Below are 22,360 nucleotides of genomic sequence, written 5' to 3' on the forward strand. Positions count from 1 at the left end.
TGATCCAGCCGCCGATCATGAAGGCGCTGACCAGCGACAAAGAGCGGAAGATCCGCATGGTGCAGCTGCGTACGGTGAGCAAACGCGAGAAGATCCTCTTCCCGGCGGTGCTGTTGCTGCTGGTGGCGCTGCTGCTGCCGGACGCCGCGCCGCTGCTGGGGATGTTCTGCTTCGGCAACCTGATGCGCGAAAGCGGGGTGGTGGATCGGCTGAGCGATACGGTGCAGAACGCGCTGATCAATATCGTCACCATCTTCCTCGGGCTGTCGGTGGGGGCCAAGCTGGTGGCGGACAAGTTCCTGCAGCCGCAGACGCTGGGGATCCTGCTGCTGGGGGTGATCGCCTTCTGCGTGGGTACCGCGGCCGGGGTGATCATGGCGAAGCTGATGAACGTGTTCAGTAAACACAAGATCAACCCGCTGATCGGTTCCGCCGGGGTGTCGGCGGTGCCGATGGCGGCGAGGGTATCCAACAAGGTGGGTCTGGAAGCGGACGGGCAGAACTTCCTGCTGATGCACGCGATGGGCCCGAACGTGGCCGGGGTGATCGGCTCGGCGATCGCCGCCGGGGTGATGCTCAAGTACGTGCTGGCGATGTAAGCCGGCATCCTTCCCGGATGGCGGCTGGCGCCTTATCCGGGCTACCGGTCCGCTCCGGTTTGTAGCCCCGGTAAGCGCAGCGCCACCGGGGAGAGGTTCCCGGATGGCGGCTGGCGCCTTATCCGGGCGACCACACCAGCGCCCGATTCAATGGTTTTGAACGGGTGCTTTTCTGAAATTATTGGATCTGTGTGCCATCTGGTAGCACGCAGGCCGCCAAACGAGGAAACTAACTATTTAATGTCTATCGGCCCTATGTCTACCCGCAAAATCACCCATTGGTTTGCAAGGCGATCCTTTCAAAACCGCATCTTCCTGCTGATCTTATTTACCTCGACTGTCGTCATGCTGGGCATGTCGTGGTATCTGACAGACATTACCGAGGAACGTCTTCATTACCAGGTCGGGCAACGGGCATTAATTCAGGCAATGCAGATTTCGGCAATGCCGGAGCTGGTGGAAGCGGTACAGAAACGCGATCTCGCCAGAATTAAAGAGCTTATCGACCCCATGCGTTCCTTCTCTGACGCCACCTACATCACCGTCGGCGACGCCAACGGGCAGCGTCTTTATCACGTCAACCCTGACGAAATCGGTAAATCAATGGAAGGTGGTGATAGCGATGAGGCGCTGTATAACGCCAAAAGCTATGTCTCGGTACGCAAAGGTTCGCTAGGATCATCGTTACGGGGTAAATCGCCGGTGCAGGACGCCACCGGCAAAGTCATCGGCATCGTGTCGGTCGGTTATACCATTGAACAGTTAGAAAACTGGCTCAGCCTGCAGATAAGCTCGCTACTGATCCCGATGGCGATCATCCTGCTATTGCTGCTGTATTGCGCCCGCCGCTTCTCGTTGCATATCAAAAAGCAGATGCTCAATATGGAGCCCCAGCAGCTATCGCAACTGCTCATCCAGCAAAGCGTGCTCTTTGAATCGGTGTTTGAAGGGCTTATCGCCATAGACTCAAACTATAAAATAACCGCGATAAATCAGACCGCCCGCCGTCTGCTTAATCTGAGCCAGCCAGAGCCGACGCTAATCGGCAAAGGGATCAGCAGCGTTATTTCGCAAGAGGCCTTCTTCTACGATGCGCCTCACGAGAATAAGAAAGACGCGATCGTCACTTTTAATCAGATCAAAGTGATCGCCAGCCGTATGGCGGTGATCTTAAATAATGCGCCCCAGGGATGGGTAATTAGTTTCCGTAGCAAAGATGATATCAATACCCTCAGCCTGCAGCTCAGCCAGGTGCAACAGTACGCCGATAACCTGCGCGCCGTACAGCATGAACACCGTAATTTGATCTCGACTATCGCCGGACTGCTGTTTCTCAAACGCTACGATCACGCATTGGATCTGATTCAGCAACAGTCAGAAAGCCACCAGAAGGTGCTCGATTTTATTGCGCGTAATTTCCAGGATAATCACCTTGCCGGGTTACTGATCGGTAAATATTACCGGGCCAAAGAGCTCGGCCTTGAACTGGTGTTCGACCCATCCTGTTTCGTCGATAAACTTCCCGGCGCGCTTTCGCACAGCGAATGGATCTCGATCGTGGGGAATCTTCTCGACAACGCCTACAATGCCACTTTGCGCCAGCCGCTGGGATCGAAACAGATCGAATGTTTGATTAACAGCGATGGTCATGAACTGATTGTCGAGATCGCCGATCAGGGTTGCGGCATTGACGAGGCGCTACGCGATCGGATCTTCGAACGCGGCGTCACCAGCAGCGCCAGCGGCGATCACGGTATTGGGCTCTGGCTGGTACGCAGTTACGTAGATCAAGCAGGCGGCAGTATCGTCGTCGAAAATAATATTCCTTTTGGCACCATCTTTACTCTTTATATCCCCCTGACCCGAGATGAACATCATGGATAGCATTACTACTCTTATCGTTGAAGACGAACCTATGCTGGCGGAAATCCTGGTGGATACCATCAAACAGTTCCCCCAGTTCAACGTTATCGGCATTGCGGATAGACTGGAAAGCGCAAAAAAAATGCTGCGTCTCTACCAGCCGCAGCTGATCCTGTTAGATAACTTTCTCCCTGATGGCAAGGGATTGGATCTGATTCGCCACGCCGTCAGCACCAACTACAAAGGGCGAATCATTTTTATTACCGCTGATAATCATATGGATACCATCAGTGAAGCCCTGCGTCTGGGGGTATTTGATTACCTGATTAAGCCAGTGCACTATCAACGTTTACAACACACCCTGGAGCGCTTCGCCCGCTACCGCAGTTCGCTGCGTTCAAGCGAACAGGCCAGCCAGACCCACGTCGACGCCCTGTTTAATATTCAGGCTCGCGAGCAAACAGAACCTGCCGGCGCGCCGCTGCGCGGGATCGATGAAAGTACCTTTCATCGCGTGCTGCAGCTGTTCTCCGCCCCGGAAGTGGTGCATACCGCTGACTCTCTGGCTCGCATCCTCGGCAGCAGTAAAACCACCGCCCGCCGCTATCTGGAGCAAGGCGTTAAAAACGATTTTCTGGAAGCGGAAATCAGTTATGGCAAAGTCGGCCGACCGGAGCGCATTTATCGCGGCAAACATCCCTATCCGGAGCATGCCTGAAACACTTACTCGAGGTTATAGCTGACGATCATCTGCCCTTTTTTCATTTTCAGCTGGCTGATAACAATATTCCCCAGCGCCGCCAGACTGGCAACATGGGTACCGCCGCAGGGATAAGCCGGTAGCTCGCCAAATCCCACCGCGCGCAAGCCATTAGCGAAGGTGATGCGGCGCGGTAAATCCTGCTGCTGCCACGCGCTCACCTGCGCCAGCAGTGCGCTGGCTTCCGGTAATACGGCGCCAGCGCCGGCAGCAAACGTAATCCGCCCCTCTCCCGGCCAATGATGCGCCTTCACCGGCCGCCAGCCAAACTGCTCGCCTGCCAGCCCCAGCAAATGACCGGCTGAGTGCAGGCGGGCATGTAGCTGCCGCGCAGAGGCATCGATTCGTATCTTCACCTCGCCCAGCGGCAGCGGCTGCTCAACGATATGCAGTACGCTATCGCCGCGTGTAGCGACCGTCATTACGACCTGCTCGTCGATCCAGCCGCTATCCGACGGCTGGCCGCCGCCCTGCGGATGGAACAGCGTACGATCAAGTTCAATGGCGTAACGGCCATCGGCTTCGGCGCGACAGCCGATAATCAGAGCACGCCCTTCGGTGGCGTCGCTGGCGTAATAAACACGTTCAGTCATGGTTGTTCTCCTCTCTGTCAGCACAGTATATTGATAATATTGACAGCGATAATCTCCTCTACAACCAATACACTTTTGCTCCGAGGGCACAAATGAATTTGAATCTTCTACCTGACCTCGCCCTCTTTGTACAAATTGTCGAGCAAGGCAGCTTTTCCGCCGTCGCCCGCCAGAACGGCCTTACCCCCTCCGCCGTGAGCCGCAGCGTCTCGCGGCTGGAGCAGGAAATGAGCTGCAAGCTGCTGCACCGAACCACACGCAAACTACGGCTGAGCGATGCCGGGAAAGCGGTGTATGAACCTGCGCTTGAAATGCTGGAAGCAGCGCGACAGGCCATGGACTCCGCCGGGAGTACCCAGACGGTGGCGCAAGGTAAACTCACCCTGAGCGTGCCGAAGGCCGTCGGACGCTTTGTCATCCATCCGCTAATGATGAGCTTTTTCAACCAATATCCGCAGGTAGACGTCTGCTTACGGTTGGAAGACCGCGACCTTGATTTTATCGATGACGGCATTGACCTGGCGCTACGCATCACCCATAGCCCCTCCCCTGGCCTGCATGGCAAACCACTGATGCCGATCGCTCATCTCATCTGCGCCACTGAGGAATACTTACAGCGCCACGGAATGCCGCATACCCCACAGGATCTGCGTACGCATAGCTGTATCAGCCTTGGCGAAACGCCCGCCGACGCGCGGTGGAAATTTCGTCGTGAAGGCAAAAGCGAAACGGTGCAGACGCATGGACGCTACGCCGCTAACCACACCGCCGTGCGTCTCGATGCGGTTAAACAGCATCTGGGGATTGGCAGTCTGCCGCTGTTTACCGCCCGCGAAGCGCTGGCAAAAGGTGAAATTGTGCAAGTGCTGGCGGAGTGGGAATTTATCAGCAGCTACTCTGGCAACCTGTGGCTACTGTGGGCGGGACATAAGCATATGCCCGCCAGAATGCGGGTGATGATTGATTATCTTAGCGAGAAGGTGCCGGCGTTGAACGCAGGCAACACATTGTCAGCCGCCAACTAAAACGCGTTCATATTTTCCAGAAGCTCATCTGCTGACAGCAAAATAGCTGCCAGCAGGGATTGGAATCAATTAATGGCCGTTTATTAATTGATTTTTATTATAATTAATAAGGCCACCGGCTTTGATAATCTCTTGTTCCGATGAGGTTAATTTCTCCATATACAGCGTTATCGGCTGCACCGGGCGATGGTCGCTAACGACAAAAGCGGTGATATCACTTAACTCGCCCTTCAGCGCGCTTTTTATTGCCGGGATATAGATAAAATCGCCGACCTCGAAATCAGGCGCCTCTTTCATCTGCAGCGGCAGCATTCCCCAGTTAATCACATTGGAACGATAGCGCTTGGTCGCGTACTCCTGACAAATATTTGCCAGCCCGCCAAGTACTCGCTGGCAGCTGGCCGCCTGCTCTCGTGCCGAGCCATCACCGGGTTTCACCGCATAGATCATGCTACCGATCTCCGTCTGTGCCGCGGTAATATTTTCCTGACCCGGCAGCAGCCGTATCTGGGAAAATATATTTTCCAGCTGTGGATTTAAACGGCAAAGATCTTCACCATTGACGCGTTGTTGCTCGATGGCGGCAATTTTTTTAGCCCGCTCCACATACTGCGGATCGCGTCGGGAAAGGGTAAATTCCGCCAGACCTAATGGGTTTGAACGAAACGATGATGTTTCACCTGATGGTATCAGTTCGTCGGTAGTGGTCACCGGATCCATTATTTTTGAAGTAACGGCTAACAGAATATTATCCGTTAACGCATTCATTTCCGGCCAGTCTTTGATATTTGGGCCATAGATCAGCGGTTGCTGCGTAACACCTTTAACGAATCCCTGGTAAACCCGGTTTTTATAGGGGGAAACATCAAATTCATATTCCTGAGCTTCGTGCCAACAATCAAGCTCCGCCGCCGAGGTTAACAATCCCCCGTTAGCGGCCGTCGCGGCAATTGAACGCGCATCCATCAGCGCCACCGCTGACATTTGCCCATTACCAGGCTTGGAACCTTCACGGTTCGGAAAGTTACGCGTCGTATGACGGATGCTCAAGCCGTTATGCATCGGGGTATCGCCGGCGCCAAAGCAAGGGCCGCAGAATGCGGTACGAATAATGGCGCCCGCGCTCATTAAATCATTGATCATCCCCCTTTTCGTTAACGCCATCAGCACCGGCTGAGAGGAGGGATATACAGAAAGTGAGAAAATATTGTCGCCACAGGAATGATGCCTCAGGGCATTAGCCGCCTGCGCCACGTTGACATAGTTTCCTCCCGCGCAACCAGCAATAATCCCCTGCTGAACGCGTAATTTGCCATTCTCTATTTTGTCCAACAGAGATAGCTTCGCGCGCCCCAGCGAGATTTTCTCAGATTCAATTTCAACTTCGCGTAAAATATCCGGCAAATTCTGATTAAGCGTATCAATTTCATAGACATTGGCAGGATGAAACGGTAGCGCGATCATCGGCTTGATGGTGCTTAAATCGATCTCAATGCAGCCATCGTAGTAAGCCATCTCTTTGGCTGACAGCGCCCGATAGTCTTTCTCTCTACCATGAAGCCGCAAAAAGTTTTTCGTCTCTTCATCGGTCTGCCAGATGGAGGATAAGCAGGTGGTCTCGGTAGTCATGACGTCAATACTGTTTCTGTAGTCGGTCGACATACTGGCCACGCCGGGGCCGACGAACTCCATCACTTTGTTCTTCACATAACCACTTTTGAATACCGCACCAATCATTGCCAGCGCAATATCCTGAGGGCCAACGCCAGCGGCAGGTTTGCCAGTTAAAAACACCGCGACGACCTCGGGATAATCAATATCCCAGGTGTTTCCCAATAGTTGTTTAACTAACTCACCGCCGCCTTCACCGACGGCCATCGTCCCCAGCGCGCCATAACGCGTATGGCTATCCGAGCCCAGTATCATTTGGCCACCGCCGGCCATCATCTCGCGCATGTATTGGTGAATAACGGAAATATGCGGCGGTACATAAATGCCGCCATATTTCTGTGCTGATGTAAGACCAAAAATATGATCGTCGCTGTTAATGGTACCGCCCACTGCACAAAGTGAATTGTGGCAATTGGTTAAAACATACGGCAAGGGGAAGCGCGTCATTCCAGAGGCCTTAGCCGTCTGGATGATGCCCACGAAGGTGATATCATGGGAAGCCATGGAATCAAACTTTATTTTTAATTTCTGTTCATCGCCAGAAATATTATGTGCTGACAGTATTGACCAGGCGATGGTTCCCTTCCGCGCAATATCTTTAGCGACAGGATTTGCGCACTCCTCTTCCGGAATGATCCCGTACTGATGGGATAAATATACCCCACGATCGTGTAATTTGATCATGACTAGCATCCTTTAAGATAGATTAAATAATAACGGTGTTCTTTTCTTCGTGACTCTACGAATAAAAAGGAAAGAATATCGGCAGCAAAATAAAACTGACAATTACCGAGATGGCAATCAGAGGTAATCCGACTCTGACATAATCCATAAACCGATATCCCCCGGCGGAAAAAATCATCATATTCGCCGGCGTGCCAACCGGTGTCGCATAGGCACATGAACAGCCAATGACAATAGCCATCAACACCGCTCGCGGATCAGCGCCCATTGAATTTGCAATAGACAGGCCAATGGGAATAAGCAAGGCCGCCGTTGCGGTATTCGACATAAAATTGGTTAATACGCAGGAAATAATCAAAACGGCACTTAACAATAAGAACGGTGAAGCCTGTTGACCAAGCAGATCGATAATTGAGCGGGCCATGATTGCACCAGCGCCAGTGGTTTCGAGTGCTTTCGCTAAAGCTAATGTGCCGCCAAAAAGGAAAATCGTCTGCGAGTCAATTGACTGATACGCCTGTTTTTCAGTAATCACGCGTGTAATAACCAAGAATAAAGCGCCAATTGAACCGATAATCGCAATCGGCAAACCAATGACGTTCTCAAAAATCATCCCCAGTACGGTAAATACCAACACTAAAACAGCAATTACTTGCTTATATTTTGGACAGTCAACTTTCCTGCTCTTTTCTGATTTCCCCGCAGTACTCACAGATTGCGCTGACAGCAGTTTATAACCGATGGTCAAAAAGTAGATGATCCCGCAAAGCAGCATGGGGATACCCAGTTTGGCATACTCGAAAAAACCGAAGCGCTGCCCGACTTGCTCCAGAGCTGACTGGGCGATCAGATTACCCGGCGAGCCAATAAGCGATAAGTTTCCGCCCAACGCTGAAGCAAACGCCAATGGCATCAACAAACGGGATTGCGCATAGCCGGACTTAACCGCGGCACCAATGACCACCGGAATCAGTACCGCAGCGGTTCCCGTATTAGACAGAAAACCAGAGAGTATTCCGCAAACCAACATAATAATAACGATGAGCTGCTTCTCTGAGCGAGCGTAACGGGTAACGATTCCGCCAATTTTATCCGTCACCCCTGTCTCAAATAAGGCGCCGCCAACCACGAACATTGCCACAAATAAAATAACGTTCTGATTAATAAACCCCGCAAAAGCCGTTTTTACATCAAAAACACCTGTTACAACTAAAGTAATACAGACGATCATAGCCGTAGCGGCCAGAGGGATTTTTTCCCAAACAAACATCACAATTGAAAATAACAACAGTGACAATGTAATTGCTACTGGTGACATAAAGATATAACACCTCTTTTCAGCGTGTGAATTTAATAATTAGTCTAAGCAGGTGATGCAGCGTTTTATAAACTTCAAGTTAAATCACTTTCCAGTACATTAATAATTCCCACCACCATACCCCAACGGTGATATGCAGAATAAAAGTTAACAGCGCTAATATACCGCCAACAATCCACCAGGATTTAATATCATTATAACCAACCCCAAATATAACCGGGCCAGCCGCACCACCATAATGGGTGACCATACCGCCATAGGAATTACTAAACAGCAGCGCTAACGCGGTTAGCATAACTGGCGCACCGGAAACATTCGCCAGCATGGCAAAGACCGGAACCATCGCCACAATATAGGCGCTGCCCGAGGCAAAGAAATAACGAACCAGTATACTCAACGCGACGATGACAACGAATGCCAGCGTGCTATGGCTACCAAATGAAATGTTATCTTTCAGTAACTCGGCCAACCACAAGAAAAAACCAACTTTGGAAAGCAAAGAACTCAAACCAATGATACCGCCGTACCAAATTAGCGTGTTCCAGCCACCTTTATTTTTAATGACATCATCCCAGGTAACAATTTTTAATATCAGCATCAACGCCATGACGCAAATCGCCACCGTTGATTCATTAACCCCAAGAGAAGTGCTAAATACCCAACCCGCTAACGCCATCACAAACAAGCAGGAGAGCATTTTTTCACGTAAGGTCATCGGCCCTAAAGACTCAAGACCTTCTTTGGCAATGGCTTTATTATCTACTTTTTTTAATTCGGGCGGGTATAGCTTATAGGTTATAAGCGGTGTCAGTAACAGCATGATTAAGCCTGGCAATATGCCAGCCAATGCCCATCCGCCCCAGCTCAATTTGATATGGCAAATATCCTCAATCATTTTGAGCGCCAGGATATTACCCGCCATGGCGGTAAAGAACATATAACTGGTGGTTTTGGTAACCATATAGACGTTCATCATTAAATAATGACCAACGCGTTTTGCCGTATGCTCTGGTTCCGATCCTAGCGCGACAGCCACGCTATTGATGATAGGTAATACGATACCGCCAGCACGGGCCGTATTCGACGGTGTCGCGGGTGAAAGAATCAGATCCAGAAAGGCGGTAACATAGCCTAAGCCAAGTGTGGTACTCCCTATCTTGCCAATAAGAATATATGCAATCCGTTTACCTAAACCAGTAATAACAAAAGCGGCACTTAAGGTAAATGCAGAAAACACCAACCAGGTGGTACCTGATGCATAGCCACTTAATACGCTCGATGATTTTATTGAACCATCACCTAAATTGCCAATGACAACCATGGAGGCAGCCACAGCGACTAACAGTATGACTGGTTCAGAAAATGGTTTAATCACTAAACCAACAATTGCAGCCAGATAAATACCTGACAATACCCATGCAAGTTCAGTCAACCCAGCCGGGGCCGGAAATAGACTAATAAGCAATGGAATAGCAACAAGCAATAATAGCTTGCATAATGTTTTTTTATCCATTTTAATCCCTTACCTGAATGAATTTTATAAGTGCGCAGCCGCATTTATTCAGGGAGATAAACCATGCCAGAAAGAATTTTACGTGCGGTACGAATCACCGATGCGCGAATATTTTCAGGAGTTTCATTAGCATTACTTAAATTGACGTCAATACTTCCGCTAGGGTGTTCAACTCTGATTAATCCCGCACCCGATATTCTCGTCAGCTCGTTAACTACGGTATCAGCAATAATACAAGAGCTCGCCAGACCGATAGCGCCCGTTATGGCCAACGATTTATGACAGTTGTGGGGCATGAAATATCGAACACTCAGCGTTCCACCGTGTTGAGGTGGGGCAACCAGCACTGGTTTAGGTATTACCATGTTCGAGACATCGCCAAATCCCATTGCCGCGCCTGCTTGCTTACGTATTGATTCAAGGCGCTGAAAAAATTCCTTATCCTGATCTAATTCCGCCGCCGATTCATACCCTATTTTACCCAAGCTATGCGCTGGAATAATAACCATCGGCATCGCCATATCGATACAGGTGACGCGAATATCATCCAAAATATCAACCCGGTTGCCGGTTGGGAAAAGCTGGCCTGATTTCGCCCCGGCGGCATTTAAGAATGTCAGGCCTACCGGGGCCGCCAGCCCTGGAACGCCATCAATATGGGTATCTCCTTCATAAACAACCTGGCCGCCCGGGGTTTGAATGTCTGCGTCAACAAAGGTGTTGGTATTGACGTTTCTGATTCGCACCCGCGTTACCGGGGAATTCGCCGCGACAAGTCCTTTTTCGATAGCAAACCCGCCGACTGCGCACAGCATGTTGCCGCAATTAGGCGTAGTATCAACCCGTCGCTCATTGACAATGACCTGTACAAATAAGTAGTCAATATCCGCTTGCTGGCTGGTCGATCTACTGACAATAGCCACTTTACTGGTTTGCGGACTCCCGCCGCCAATGCCATCAATTTCCAGTTCATGGCCAGAACCCATGATAGTTAATAATGTTTCATCACGTTTTTGAATATCTTCTGGTAGATCATCTGCTAACAGGAAAGCGCCTTTTGATGTTCCACCACGCATGAGAACACACGGAATTTGTTTCATAACATGTTCCTTACAAATATAAAAAGATTAAATAAACGGGGCGTGAATTTAATGCACTTAATGTATTTAAAGTTTTTTATTTACTTTATTATTCATTTACTCGCACAACCGTTTACCATCTGATTCTACTTGCAAGGAAGATAGTGATTGATAAAATATAAAAATAAGACTTATACCTACAAAACATTAATAACAACTATCGTCATGGCAATAATTAACAGAGCCATTCTATATATAAATTATTTATTTCTGATTACGGAGCAGCAATGAACAATGAACTATCCGGAATGAAAGCTTTTGTCACTGTTGCCGAGCTGGGTTCATTTAGCAAAGCGGCAGAGGTACTTAACCTGACGCAACCCGCATTGACCCGCAAAATACAAAAAATAGAAAGTAACCTCAATACAGCCCTTTTCGAACGAACCACCCGAAAAATCATGCTCACTCAAGCAGGAAAAATGCTTCTTCCAAAGGCAAAGTCACTGATTGCCAGCCTTGATGCCGCCATTTTTAACATCAGCAACCTGACTTCTAATGTGCATGATACGGTAACGCTTTCTTGTATCCCGACGGCGGTATTTTATTTTTTACCTCGCGCCATCGTTCAATTTAATCAGCGTTACCCCCATATCAAAGTTCGAATTTATGAACAAGGTATAGAAAATTGCATGGCCTCGGTGAGAAAAGGCGAAGTCGATTTTGGAATAAATATGAACTTCATCACACATCCCGACATCGAATTTAGCCCACTGGTTAATGAACCCTTCGTGCTGGCTTGCCGGCAGGATCATCCGCTGGCCAGTAAAAAATTAGTGGAATGGCGGGAGCTCGTCTCGCAGAGATTAGTTGGCGTCAGACGCTCGAGCGGTAATCGGCAACTGATTGAAAGTTGCCTGCAGGATAAGCCATGGAAATTAGATTGGTTTTACGAAGTCAGACATTTATCCACCTCTCTGGGTCTGGTCGAGGCGGGGCTTGGCATATCGGCCTTGCCCTGCCTGGCCATGCCGCATCACGCCAACAGCGCTGTCGTCAGCGTGCCGCTGGTCGAACCGGTAATCAGACGCACGCTTGGCATGATTCGCGTTAAAAACCGCCCTCTTTCCGCAGCGGCTGAACGCTTCGCGTCATTATTACTGCTCATGTGGACGGATGAAGCGAGAGAGTTATGGTGTAATGTGGTCGATTCACACCAGCAGCTATAACTGTCACGGCGCGAGAGCGAAAACCTCCGCCGCCCAACGTTGAAAACCCGCGACATCCAAATCCAGCGCCACCTGTGCGTTGGCCGGTTGTCCCAGACGCCCTTCGATATCTACCACGGTAGCGCCAGCCGTCCAGGTACCCTGCGTCTCTACCGCCACAAAGCAGGGTTTGAGCGTAAACAGATCCGGACGAACCAACCACGCAATAGCGCATAAATCATGCATTCTCAGACCGCTGCTCATACTGCCGCTGCGATAATGGCTAAATAAAGCATGAAGCATTTTGCCTGTCTGATTGAGCGTGGGCAGAGTGACCAGATAGTCCGCACTCAGCATCGCCTTATTGGTGACATCCAGCCCGCACATCACAATCTCCAGCCCGCTCTGGAAGACTTTCGCGGCGGCTTCAGGATCGATGGCGATATTAAACTCGGCGTTGGGGGTAAAGTTACCGCGCCCGGCCGAGCCGCCCATCAGCACCAGCCGACGAATATTAAACAGGCACTCAGGATACTGCGTTATCAGCAAGGCAATGTTGGTTAGCGGGCCGATGGCCACCAGGGTCAAGGGTTCCGGCGCGTGCATCAACGCATCGCGGATCGCCTGAAATGCCGGTTTTGCCAGCGGTTGACGGTTATGTTCGACGAAATCATAGCCCTCCATGCCGGATTCGCCATGCACCGAGGCGGCATCGCGCAGCGGACGTACCAGCGGCATCGACGCGCCTTGCGCCAGCGGTACATCGGCATTCCAGAAATGCAGCAGTTGCAGCGCGTTGCGGGTCGTCTTTTCCACCGAGACGTTGCCCGCCACCGTGGTCATTAATTGCAAATCCAACTGCGGCGAGAAGAGCGCGGCGGCGATCGCCGCCGCATCGTCAATACCCGGATCGGTGTCGAGAATAATCGGTAAGCGCATGGTTTTCTCCCAAAAAAAAATGCCAGACGTTAAGTCTGGCATCTTCTCATACTGCTGGGTGAAAGAACTTATTCTACTTCACGGACATCTACACGCAGCTCTTTCGGCACCTCGAAAACGATATTCTCTTCACGGCCTTCCAACGGCACCGCTTCGCCGCCGCCCAGCTCCTGCAGACGGGCAATCACATTCTGCACCAGGATATCCGGGGCCGACGCGCCCGCTGTTACCCCAACGCAGGCAGCAGACTTAACCCATTGTTCCTGGATATCGGTGGCATCGTCGATAAGATAGGCCGCTTTCCCCATCCGCTGCGCCAGTTCAGCCAGGCGATTGGAGTTCGAAGAGTTTTTCGAACCGACCACCAGCACCACATCAGCCTGCTCCGCCAGCGCGCGTACAGCTTCCTGACGGTTGGTGGTGGCGTAGCAAATATCGTCTTTACGCGGGCCGACGATTTTCGGGAAGCGCTCGCGCAGCGCGTCGATAACGTCAGAAGTATCATCGACGGAGAGCGTGGTCTGGGTCATAAACGACAGTCGGGCATCGTTTTTCACTTCCAGCGTCAGCACATCCTCCGGCGACTCAACCAGATACATGCCCCCTTCGGGGTTATTGTACTGGCCCATGGTGCCTTCAACTTCCGGATGCCCGGCGTGGCCAATCAGAATCGACTCTTCGCCGCGGCGGCTGGCGCGGGCGACTTCCATATGGACTTTAGTTACCAGCGGGCAGGTAGCGTCGAAAACCGTCAGGTCACGACTCTTCGCTTCGTTGCGTACCGCCTGTGAAACCCCGTGGGCGGAGAAAATCAGGATCGCGCCGTCCGGCACTTCGCTAATCTGTTCGATAAAAATCGCTCCACGCTGGCGCAGGCTATCGACGACGTAGCGGTTATGGACAACTTCGTGACGAACGTAGATCGGCGCGCCGTACAGCGTCAGCGCGTTTTCGACAATGCTGATAGCGCGGTCAACGCCGGCGCAAAAACCGCGCGGGTTAGCCAACAGGATCTGCATCTTACCCCTCCAGCGCCGGATCGACTTCCAGCACTTCAATATCAAAATGAACGGTACGCCCGGCCAGCGGATGGTTGAAGTCGACGGTGATGGAATCGCCGTTCACTTCGCGGATCACGCCGGGCATTTCGCTGCCATCCATTGCGGTAAAGAGCATAATCGCGCCGATTTCCGGCTCGCCAGCGTCGATAAACTCGCGGCGAGAGAAATACTGGATCAGGTCCGGGCTAGGTACGCCGAAGGCGGCGTCAGGTTCCAGCGAAAACGTGGTTTTATCGCCGGCTTTCAGCCCCAGCAGATGCTGCTCCAGCCCTTCGGAAAGCGAGGCATCACCAAGACGAAACAGCGCTGGTTTGCCGTTGCCGCGCGTGGATTCGGCGGTGGAGCCGTCATCCAGTTTCAGCGTGAAGTGCACCAGCACCGCGCTGTTGCTCTGTACAGAGTTAGACATGCAGGTTTGCTCTTTTATATTGCCGCCGCTTGTTTGCCCGGTGGCGCTGCGCTTACCGGGCCTACAAAGGGCGATATATACTGTAGGCCGGATAAGACGCTTTAGCGTCGCCATCCGGCAATTTTTTATGATGTTTTTTTATCACTGGAAGGCAAGAAGCCTTCCAGTACAATCAGCGCCGCGCCGATGCAGATGGCGCTATCGGCAAGGTTGAAGGTGGCGAAATGCCAGTCGCCGACATAGAAGTCGATCATATCGACCACAAAGCCGTGCCACAGACGGTCGAACAGATTACCCAGCGCGCCGCCAATGATCAGCGCGTAGGCAATGTTGTTCAGCTTTTGCGTCGCCTTCGAACGGTACATCAGCACCGCCAGCACCACGCAGATACCAACGGCAATCCCGGCGAAGAACCAGCGCTGCCAGCCGCCGCTGTCGGCGAGGAAGCTAAAAGCCGCGCCGTAGTTGCGCGCATAATGCAGATTAAGCGATGGAAACAGCGAAACCGTCTCCCCCAGAGCGAAGTTCTGGAGGATCAGGAATTTGCTGCCCAGATCGATAATCAGCACGGCTACGACGACCCACAGCCAGCGTAGCCCCGTTGAACAGATCGATTTACTCATCAGGCGAATTTACGTTGCTCGCCGTCACCGGCGACGTTACTGACACAGCGACCGCAGATTTCTGCGTGTTCCGCCACCTTGCCGACATCGCTGGTGTAATGCCAGCAGCGTGGGCACTTCTCGCCCTCGGCTTTGCTCAGGACCACTTTCAGCCCTTTCAGCAGATCGCTCTGCCAGGCATCAGCCGGCGCCTGTGCATAATCGGCAACGTTAGCGCCGGAGGTCAACAGGACAAATCGTAATTCTTCGCCCAGCGCGTTGAGCTTGGCCGCCAGCTCAGCATCGGCATACAGCGTAACCGCCGCTTCCAGAGAACCACCGACTTTCTTATCAGCACGCGCCTGTTCGATCACCTTATTGACTTCGCCGCGCACTTTCAGCAGTTCATCCCAGAAATCGTCGTTCATCGCTTCGTCGTCGGCCAGGCCGAACAGGCCTTCATACCACTCGCCGGTGAAGACGTATTTTTCACGCTCGCCCGGCAGATAGCCCCAGATTTCGTCCGCGGTGAAGGACATGATCGGCGCCATCCAGCGCACCAGCGCTTCCACGATATGGAACAGCGCGGTCTGGCAGCTGCGACGCGCCACGCTGTCCGCTTTCGCGGTGTACTGGCGGTCTTTGATGATGTCGAGATAGAACGAGCCCATTTCGATGGAGCAGAAGCGCATCAGGCGCTGCACCACTTCGTGGAAGTCGTAGGATTCGTAGGCTTTGAGGATATCTTCCTGAGCCGCCTGCGCGCAGCCGACCGCCCAGCGGTCCAGAACGACCATCTCTTCCGGTTTAACCATATCTTTTGCCGGATCGAAACCGTTAAGGTTCGCCAGCAGGAAGCGCGCGGTATTACGGATACGACGATAGCTGTCCGCGGCGCGTTTGAGGATCTCATCGGAGACCGCCATTTCGCCGGTATAGTCGGTGGAAGCCACCCACAGGCGCAGAATATCGGCGCCCAGTTTGTTCATCACGTCCTGCGGGCTAACGGTGTTACCGATAGACTTGGACATTTTGCGGCCCTGACCGTCGACGGTGAAGCCGTGGGTCAGTACCTGACGATATGGCGCTTTGCCTTTCATCGCCGTGGAGATCATCAGTGAAGACATGAACCAGCCGCGATGCTGATCGGAGCCTTCCAGATACATGTCCGCGGCGTGACCAGCGAATTCCGGACGTACATCAACCACGGAAGAGTGGGTTGATCCTGAGTCAAACCACACATCGAGGGTATCCGGCACTTTTTCGTAGCTGTCAGCGTCATCGCCAAGGATGTCGCGGGAATCGAGATCCCACCACGCCTGGATGCCGTCAACTTCAACGCGTTTCGCCACTTCTTCCATCAGTTCGAGGGTACGCGGGTGCAGCTCGTGGGTTTCTTTATGCACGAACAGCGACATCGGCACGCCCCAGGTACGCTGACGGGAGATACACCAGTCAGGACGGTTGGCCACCATCGATTCGATACGTGCCTGGCCCCAGTCCGGGATCCACTGCACGCCTTTGATCTCTTTCAGAGACTGCGCGCGCAGGCCTTTTTGATCCATGCTGACGAACCACTGCGGGGTAGCGCGGAAGATGATCGGCGATTTGTGGCGCCAGCAGCACGGATAGCTGTGCTGCATTTTTTCCACGTGCAGCAGCGCGCCGCTGTCACGCAGCATCTCAACGATAATGTCGTTGGCTTTGAAGACGTTGATACCGTCGAGAGACGGGTAAGTCCCCGGCAGATAAGAACCGTCCGGGCCAACCGGGTTGGCGATTTCCAGACCGTATTTCTGGCTGATAGTGTAGTCGTCCGGGCCGTGGCCGCCGGCGGTATGTACCGCGCCGGTACCCGCATCCAGCGTCACGTGGTCGCCAAGGATCGCCGGCACATCGAAATCGAGGAACGGATGCTTAAAGCGCATCAGTTCAAGCTCGGAACCCTGTACCGCCGCCAGGATGGTGTAATCCGCCACGCCAATGCGCTGCATCACGCTTTCAACCAGGTCTTTCGCCAGGATCAGCGCCTGGCCGTCAACCTGCACCAGCGCATAGTCGAACTCAGGAGACAGAGAGATAGCGCGGTTGGCCGGCAGGGTCCACGGCGTGGTGGTCCAGATAACCAGAGAAACCGGGCCGTTAATGTCGGCTACGCCGAACTTCGCCAGCACGGCGGCTTTATCTACCGCGTGGAACGCCACATCGATAGACGGAGACGTTTTGTCATAGTACTCAACTTCCGCTTCCGCCAGCGCGGAACGGCAGTCAACGCACCAGTGCACCGGCTTAGCGCCTTTATGCAGATGACCGTTGCCGATGATTTTACCCAGCGCGCGGATGATATTGGCTTCAGTTTTGAAGTCCATGGTCAGGTACGGACGCGACCAGTCTCCCAGCACGCCCAGGCGGATAAAGTCTTTACGCTGGCCGTCGATCTGCTCGGCGGCATATTCACGGCACTTGGCGCGGAATTCTGCGGCGGTGAATTTCTCACCCGGCTTGCCGTATTGCTGCTCGACTTTCAGTTCGATCGGCAAACCGTGGCAGTCCCAACCCGGAACGTACGGCGAGTCAAAACCCGTCAGTCCTTTGGACTTAACGATAATGTCTTTCAGAATCTTGTTAACCGAGTGACCAATATGAATGCTGCCATTCGCATAAGGAGGGCCATCATGCAGAATGAAGGTTTTTTTGCCTTTTTTCGCCGCACGGATGATGCCGTACAGGTCATCATCGGTCCAACGCGCCAGCATTCCCGGCTCGCGTTTGGCGAGGTCGCCACGCATCGGGAACCCTGTTTCCGGCAAATTCAGGGTGGATTTATAGTCACTCATCAGATTCTCGGTTCCGTTATTTCGGTTTGATAAATACCAGTAGGATTATCCCTGCCTGGTGAGCCCAAAGTACTCGCGGGCCGTTAACTCATCTCGTGCGATTTGCGCTTTTAGCTCATCCAGCGACGCAAAACGCTGCTCGTTACGTATTTTTTTACGCAGTATTACATCTATATGGCGACCGTAGAGGTCCATTACAACGTCCAGAAGGTGAACTTCCAGCTGCTGTCGCACGCCGGAGACCGTTGGACGAGTGCCAATGTTGGCGACGCCGGGTAATGGCTTATCGCCGAGCCCTGTCACTTCTACCGCAAAGACCCCTTTAACCGGGGAAACCTGACGACGCAGCGGTAAGTTCGCCGTCGGGAAACCTATGGTGCGCCCCAGCTCATCGCCGTGGACGACGCGACCAGAGATGGTAAACGGATGCCCCAGCAGGTTTTCCGCCTGCGCGAGGTCATCGTCGGCCAGCGCCTGACGCACCGCGGTGCTGCTAATACGCACGCCGCCTTCGCAGAAGGTCTGGGTACTGGTGACGTCAAAACCGTACTCCGCCCCGGCCTTCTGTAATAACAAGAAATCCCCCTGACGACCAGCGCCAAAGCGGAAATCATCGCCGACGGCAAGGAACCGCACGCCCAGCTGACGCACCAGCAGTTCGCTGATGAAATCTTGCGCCGTCAGCGCGGCGAAACGCCGGTCGAAACGGACACACAGCACGTAGTCGACACCGCTTTCCGCCAGGTAGCCAAGCTTCTCACGCAGCCGCGTGATCCGCGCCGGCGCTTTATCGGCGGCAAACAGCTCCAGCGGCTGCGGCTCAAAAATCATCACCACAACCGGCAGACCGAGCTGGCGGCCCTCTGCGCGCAGGCGCTGCAGCAGCGCCTGATGCCCGCGATGCACGCCGTCGAAATTTCCAATGGTCAGCACGCACCCGTGCGGGGCCTGACTGAGATTATGTATGCCGCGTATCAGCTTCATGTCTGGCTCAAAACAGTGAAAATCGTCCGAGTATACCTTGTACAACAGGCGACGTTAACCAGCGATTGCACCTCGATTACGAAAGATCCTGCTAATTCATTCACTCAGCGTAATAATGCAGGAAAAACTATACGCAGCCGTCGATTTTTATGGTGGAAAGACTGTATTCGACTACAACAAGCTGGTAGAATCTTGCGCCATCACTACGTAATGAAGCCTCGTTATCTTAAACGGCGCTTATTTGCACAAATCCATTGACAAAAGAAGGCTAAACGGGCATATTCCTCGGCCTTTGAATTGTCCATATAGAACACATTTGGGAGTTGGACCTTGGCTAATATCAAATCAGCTAAGAAGCGCGCCGTTCAGTCTGAAAAGGCTCGCAAGCACAACGCAAGCCGTCGCTCTATGATGCGTACTTTCATCAAGAAAGTATACGCAGCTATCGAAGCTGGCGACAAAGCTGCTGCACAGAAAGCATTTAACGAAATGCAACCAATCGTGGACCGTCAGGCTGCTAAAGGTCTGATCCACAAAAACAAAGCTGCGCGTCATAAAGCAAACCTGACTGCACAGATCAACAAACTGGCTTAATCGCCCGCTTGCTGAACTTTGTTAAAAAAACCCGCGAAAGCGGGTTTTTTTATGTCTGTTGTTTGCCGGTACTTAGTTTTGCGGCTGCGCAAACAGCGAGGAATAATCGCGGTTGCAGATACGCTGTACCGCGGGATGCTGAATCATTCGCTCGGCAAAAATAGCGTGATACTCCTCCATCACGTTTTCCATGCGGCCAATTTCAACAATCGACTCATCGGCATAGAAATCGTGAGCATAGAGGGTTGGCGCCACAAAAATCGCATTATGCGCCGCGCCGAAGGCTTTCATAAGCGCCGCATCGTCGAACTCGCCGAGAATTTCCACCTGCAGCCCCTGCGAATTAAACCAGTTCAGCAATTTGCGCCCGAGCATGGAACGGCGACCGGGAATGAGCAGACGACGTTCCTCAAGACAGGCGGGAAACGGTTTTTCCGGCGGCGGATTCATACACCAGAAGCTCACCCCGCATTCACCGATTTTCACCGAGAACAGCCCTTCCTGCTGGGTTGAATCAATCGGGCAATCCGAGATAATCATATCCAGCTTATGCTGGCTCAGTTGCTCCAGCAGCATCTCGTGGGTGGATTCAAAACAGCGCAGGTGAATTTGTTCATCTTCTACTACCGCCGCATCCAGAACGCCGCTCACCAGCCGCTTGGATAGCGCATCGGCGACGCCGACATCAAACAGCAGGTTCGACTCTTTGCGATAATTGACGATATCGAGCATCTCCTGGCTCAGGGTGAACATGCGATCCGCGTAGCGAAACACCAGCTCTCCCAGCTCACTGGGTTCCAGGCCTCGTCCTTTACGTTTAAAGAGTTTGCCCTGTAATCGTTCTTCCAGCGCCTTAATCTGCCCGGTAATCGTCTGCGGCGTCAGATACAGCGCCTCGGCGGCGCCGACGACCGAGCCTTCCCGATAGACGTGCCAGAAGTAGTACAAATGGTTGTAATTGATATGCGACATGCTTCTCTCCCTGATATGCCCCGGAGAGCCCGCAGGCTCTCCCGATGATGTTACACGCTGTGAGGATCCGTTACGCGCTTACGCAGAATCATGTAGCCAATGATGGCTGACAGAATCGACCCTATCAGAATGCCCAGCTTGGCCCAGTTGATCAATCCGGGGTCAACGCTACTGAAGGCGAGCGTGGCGATGAAAATCGACATGGTGAAGCCGATTCCGCACAGTACGCCGACCGCCATAATCTGCGGGAAGCGGGTTCCTGGCGGCAACGAGGCCCACTTAAACTTCAGCGCCAGCCAGCAGAACAGGCTAATGCCAAGCGGCTTACCGACAAACAGCCCGGCAATAATCCCCAGAGGCAGCAGCGAAGTCAGCCCTGCGAACGTGACGCCCTGCAGCGAAACCCCGGCATTGGCAAAAGCGAACAGCGGCAGGATTAGAAACGCAACCCACGGATGCAGCACATGCTCAAGCTGCTTCGCTGGCGATTTACCATTCTGCTCCTTCAACGGGATCATAAAGCCGACGATAACCCCCGCCAGGGTCGCATGTACGCCGGATTTCAGTACTGCCGTCCACAGCACCGCGCCAACCAGGATATAGATACCGGTGCGCCGCACGCCGCAGAGATTGAGCGCCGCCAGTACCACAATCGCGCCAGCGGCGACGGCCAACGACAGTACCGACAGATCGTTGGTATAAAACAGCGCGATAATCACAATCGCCCCGAGGTCATCAATAATAGCCAGCGCCATCAGGAAAATTTTCAACGCCGTTGGTACCCGGTTGCCTAATAGCGCCAAAACGCCAAGCGCAAAGGCGATATCGGTCGCCGCCGGGATAGCCCACCCTTCCCGCGCAACAGGATCCTGGGCATTGAAGGCTAAATAGATAAGCGCCGGCACCACCATGCCGCCAATCGCGGCAACTACCGGGAACACCGCCTGACGACGGCTGGCGAGCGCCCCCTGGATCATCTCACGCTTCACCTCCAGGCCAATTAACAGGAAAAACACCGCCATTAGCGCATCGTTGATCCACAACAGCATGTTTTTGTTAATTTCCAGCGCGCCGACGCGCAGCTGTACCGGGGTATCTAAAAAAGCATGATACAGACCGCTGGTGACGCTGCTATTGGCCATAATCATCGCCAGTGCGGCGGCGCAGATTAGAATAATGCCCCCGGAAGCATCGCTACTGAAAAATCGTTGCAGATGTTTCACTTTTACTCTCACCTTATTGGTCAATAACTCGATAAAAGTATGATACAGCCGCCAACACATCGAAAAAAACAGATTTAAATTGCCATTAAGATCGCTTTTTCCGATCCTTATCGACATCCGTTAATCATAGACCACCCGCAGCAGAGTGAGCTGCTTGTCGGCATCGAGATAACTTTTCTCCACCGTTGCGTAAGCCGAAGCCAGCGAAGTGGTGATATTTTCCACAATCACGTGGCGTTCGATGCGATCGGCGCGCTGGCACAAAATCTCGCTACTTTCCGTTTCGTTCCAGCAACTTTCAGTAACTACATTGCCAAAAAATTGGATATTACCGGCAGTGTGAGCCCGCGCGCCGCCAATTGTGAACAGTGAAATGGCCGCCAGCCCTAACCAGCCTTTCTTGAATTGCATACGCCAAATCCTCGGTCT

General features: G+C 52.7%; 20 protein-coding genes. 6 read left to right on the forward strand and 14 right to left on the reverse strand.

Annotated features, from left to right (window positions below):
- The 3 genes from ABLU78_RS14475 to ABLU78_RS14485 all read left to right on the forward strand — a co-directional run.
- The coding region (locus ABLU78_RS14475) for a sodium ion-translocating decarboxylase subunit beta (protein ID WP_348820602.1) at positions 1 to 599 on the forward strand (599 nt) is incomplete at its 5' end.
- A 255-nt stretch (positions 600 to 854) separates the two neighbouring features.
- Positions 855 to 2,483, forward strand: a complete 1,629-nt coding sequence (locus ABLU78_RS14480) for a sensor histidine kinase (protein ID WP_048230101.1) — start codon at positions 855 to 857, stop codon at positions 2,481 to 2,483.
- Positions 2,476 to 3,180 (forward strand): response regulator, encoded by a 705-nt coding sequence (locus ABLU78_RS14485; protein WP_048230100.1) that lies wholly within the window; start codon positions 2,476 to 2,478, stop codon positions 3,178 to 3,180. Before ABLU78_RS14480 ends, ABLU78_RS14485 begins: the two co-directional genes overlap by 8 nt.
- A gap of 5 nt (positions 3,181 to 3,185) precedes the next feature.
- Here ABLU78_RS14485 and ABLU78_RS14490 read toward each other — a convergent pair whose 3' ends face one another.
- Positions 3,186 to 3,815 (reverse strand): alanyl-tRNA synthetase, encoded by a 630-nt coding sequence (locus tag ABLU78_RS14490; protein WP_045358820.1) that lies wholly within the window; start codon positions 3,813 to 3,815, stop codon positions 3,186 to 3,188.
- A 92-nt stretch (positions 3,816 to 3,907) separates the two neighbouring features.
- On the opposite strand from ABLU78_RS14490, the gene ABLU78_RS14495 reads away from it, so the two are divergent.
- Positions 3,908 to 4,840, forward strand: coding sequence for a LysR family transcriptional regulator (locus tag ABLU78_RS14495; protein ID WP_032713319.1), 933 nt, complete (start codon positions 3,908 to 3,910; stop codon positions 4,838 to 4,840).
- A 69-nt stretch (positions 4,841 to 4,909) separates the two neighbouring features.
- On the opposite strand, the gene ABLU78_RS14500 is transcribed toward ABLU78_RS14495, so the two are convergent.
- From ABLU78_RS14500 to ABLU78_RS14515, 4 genes are all read right to left on the reverse strand, one after another.
- Positions 4,910 to 7,195 (reverse strand): hydratase, encoded by a 2,286-nt coding sequence (locus ABLU78_RS14500; RefSeq protein WP_042892441.1) that lies wholly within the window; start codon positions 7,193 to 7,195, stop codon positions 4,910 to 4,912.
- 55 nt (positions 7,196 to 7,250) lie between these two features.
- Positions 7,251 to 8,513, reverse strand: coding sequence for an SLC13 family permease (locus tag ABLU78_RS14505; protein ID WP_048230098.1), 1,263 nt, complete (start codon positions 8,511 to 8,513; stop codon positions 7,251 to 7,253).
- Between the two features lie 79 nt (positions 8,514 to 8,592).
- Complete coding sequence (locus ABLU78_RS14510; protein WP_048230097.1) at positions 8,593 to 10,026, reverse strand: anion permease; 1,434 nt, start codon at positions 10,024 to 10,026, stop codon at positions 8,593 to 8,595.
- 44 nt (positions 10,027 to 10,070) lie between these two features.
- Positions 10,071 to 11,126, reverse strand: a complete 1,056-nt coding sequence (locus tag ABLU78_RS14515; protein ID WP_048230096.1) for a 4-oxalomesaconate tautomerase — start codon at positions 11,124 to 11,126, stop codon at positions 10,071 to 10,073.
- 266 nt (positions 11,127 to 11,392) lie between these two features.
- Between ABLU78_RS14515 and ABLU78_RS14520 the strand changes: the two genes are divergently transcribed.
- Positions 11,393 to 12,331, forward strand: coding sequence for a LysR family transcriptional regulator (locus ABLU78_RS14520; protein WP_015368323.1), 939 nt, complete (start codon positions 11,393 to 11,395; stop codon positions 12,329 to 12,331).
- Between the two features lie 3 nt (positions 12,332 to 12,334).
- Here the strand turns inward: ABLU78_RS14520 and rihC are convergent, their stop codons facing one another.
- The 6 genes from rihC to ribF all read right to left on the reverse strand — a co-directional run bounded on the left by rihC (position 12,335) and on the right by ribF (position 19,142).
- Complete coding sequence (rihC, locus tag ABLU78_RS14525) at positions 12,335 to 13,249, reverse strand: ribonucleoside hydrolase RihC (RefSeq protein ID WP_045358831.1); 915 nt, start codon at positions 13,247 to 13,249, stop codon at positions 12,335 to 12,337.
- A gap of 68 nt (positions 13,250 to 13,317) precedes the next feature.
- On the reverse strand, positions 13,318 to 14,268 hold the full coding sequence (gene ispH / locus ABLU78_RS14530; protein ID WP_015368325.1) for a 4-hydroxy-3-methylbut-2-enyl diphosphate reductase: 951 nt from the start codon (positions 14,266 to 14,268) through the stop codon (positions 13,318 to 13,320).
- A 1-nt stretch (position 14,269) separates the two neighbouring features.
- A complete protein-coding gene (gene fkpB / locus ABLU78_RS14535; RefSeq protein ID WP_015368326.1) occupies positions 14,270 to 14,719 on the reverse strand; it encodes an FKBP-type peptidyl-prolyl cis-trans isomerase in 450 nt (149 codons plus the stop codon).
- 125 nt (positions 14,720 to 14,844) lie between these two features.
- Entirely contained in the window at positions 14,845 to 15,342 is a 498-nt protein-coding gene (lspA, locus tag ABLU78_RS14540; RefSeq protein WP_015368327.1) for a signal peptidase II, read from the reverse strand.
- Positions 15,342 to 18,158, reverse strand: a complete 2,817-nt coding sequence (gene ileS / locus ABLU78_RS14545; RefSeq protein WP_048230095.1) for an isoleucine--tRNA ligase — start codon at positions 18,156 to 18,158, stop codon at positions 15,342 to 15,344. The genes lspA and ileS overlap by 1 nt, the downstream gene beginning before the upstream one ends.
- Before the next feature lie 45 nt (positions 18,159 to 18,203).
- A complete protein-coding gene (gene ribF / locus ABLU78_RS14550) occupies positions 18,204 to 19,142 on the reverse strand; it encodes a bifunctional riboflavin kinase/FAD synthetase (protein WP_015704352.1) in 939 nt (312 codons plus the stop codon).
- Between the two features lie 330 nt (positions 19,143 to 19,472).
- Between ribF and rpsT the strand changes: the two genes are divergently transcribed.
- Positions 19,473 to 19,736: a 30S ribosomal protein S20 gene (rpsT, locus tag ABLU78_RS14555; RefSeq protein ID WP_002887965.1), complete on the forward strand. Its 264-nt coding sequence runs from the start codon at positions 19,473 to 19,475 to the stop codon at positions 19,734 to 19,736.
- Between the two features lie 72 nt (positions 19,737 to 19,808).
- On the opposite strand, the gene nhaR is transcribed toward rpsT, so the two are convergent.
- From nhaR to ABLU78_RS14570, 3 genes are all read right to left on the reverse strand, one after another.
- The gene (gene nhaR, locus ABLU78_RS14560; RefSeq protein ID WP_015368331.1) at positions 19,809 to 20,708 is read right to left on the reverse strand and encodes a transcriptional activator NhaR; all 900 of its coding nucleotides are present in this window, start codon (positions 20,706 to 20,708) and stop codon (positions 19,809 to 19,811) included.
- Between the two features lie 50 nt (positions 20,709 to 20,758).
- The gene (nhaA, locus tag ABLU78_RS14565) at positions 20,759 to 21,931 is read right to left on the reverse strand and encodes a Na+/H+ antiporter NhaA (protein ID WP_032706676.1); all 1,173 of its coding nucleotides are present in this window, start codon (positions 21,929 to 21,931) and stop codon (positions 20,759 to 20,761) included.
- 120 nt (positions 21,932 to 22,051) lie between these two features.
- A complete protein-coding gene (locus ABLU78_RS14570; RefSeq protein ID WP_015704350.1) occupies positions 22,052 to 22,342 on the reverse strand; it encodes a hypothetical protein in 291 nt (96 codons plus the stop codon).
- Between the last annotated feature and the right edge of the window lie 18 nt (positions 22,343 to 22,360).

The sequence above is a fragment of the Klebsiella sp. JN_Kp122 genome (genome assembly GCF_040062085.1).
In the GTDB taxonomy this organism is placed as follows: Bacteria; Pseudomonadota; Gammaproteobacteria; order Enterobacterales; family Enterobacteriaceae; genus Klebsiella; species Klebsiella aerogenes.

Excerpts from the sequence above, each read along its gene's own strand:
- ABLU78_RS14480 (WP_048230101.1), top strand. The coding sequence starts at position 855 with ATGTCTACCCGCAAAATCACCCATTGGTTTGCAAGGCGATCCTTTCAA.
- ABLU78_RS14485 (WP_048230100.1), top strand. The coding sequence starts at position 2,476 with ATGGATAGCATTACTACTCTTATCGTTGAAGACGAACCTATGCTGGCG.
- ABLU78_RS14490 (WP_045358820.1), bottom strand. The coding sequence starts at position 3,815 with ATGACTGAACGTGTTTATTACGCCAGCGACGCCACCGAAGGGCGTGCT.
- ABLU78_RS14495 (WP_032713319.1), top strand. The coding sequence starts at position 3,908 with ATGAATTTGAATCTTCTACCTGACCTCGCCCTCTTTGTACAAATTGTC.
- ABLU78_RS14500 (WP_042892441.1), bottom strand. The coding sequence starts at position 7,195 with ATGATCAAATTACACGATCGTGGGGTATATTTATCCCATCAGTACGGG.
- ABLU78_RS14505 (WP_048230098.1), bottom strand. The coding sequence starts at position 8,513 with ATGTCACCAGTAGCAATTACATTGTCACTGTTGTTATTTTCAATTGTG.
- ABLU78_RS14510 (WP_048230097.1), bottom strand. The coding sequence starts at position 10,026 with ATGGATAAAAAAACATTATGCAAGCTATTATTGCTTGTTGCTATTCCA.
- ABLU78_RS14515 (WP_048230096.1), bottom strand. The coding sequence starts at position 11,126 with ATGAAACAAATTCCGTGTGTTCTCATGCGTGGTGGAACATCAAAAGGC.
- ABLU78_RS14520 (WP_015368323.1), top strand. The coding sequence starts at position 11,393 with ATGAACAATGAACTATCCGGAATGAAAGCTTTTGTCACTGTTGCCGAG.
- rihC (WP_045358831.1), bottom strand. The coding sequence starts at position 13,249 with ATGCGCTTACCGATTATTCTCGACACCGATCCGGGTATTGACGATGCG.
- ispH (WP_015368325.1), bottom strand. The coding sequence starts at position 14,268 with ATGCAGATCCTGTTGGCTAACCCGCGCGGTTTTTGCGCCGGCGTTGAC.
- fkpB (WP_015368326.1), bottom strand. The coding sequence starts at position 14,719 with ATGTCTAACTCTGTACAGAGCAACAGCGCGGTGCTGGTGCACTTCACG.
- lspA (WP_015368327.1), bottom strand. The coding sequence starts at position 15,342 with ATGAGTAAATCGATCTGTTCAACGGGGCTACGCTGGCTGTGGGTCGTC.
- ileS (WP_048230095.1), bottom strand. The coding sequence starts at position 18,158 with ATGAGTGACTATAAATCCACCCTGAATTTGCCGGAAACAGGGTTCCCG.
- ribF (WP_015704352.1), bottom strand. The coding sequence starts at position 19,142 with ATGAAGCTGATACGCGGCATACATAATCTCAGTCAGGCCCCGCACGGG.
- nhaR (WP_015368331.1), bottom strand. The coding sequence starts at position 20,708 with ATGTCGCATATCAATTACAACCATTTGTACTACTTCTGGCACGTCTAT.
- ABLU78_RS14570 (WP_015704350.1), bottom strand. The coding sequence starts at position 22,342 with ATGCAATTCAAGAAAGGCTGGTTAGGGCTGGCGGCCATTTCACTGTTC.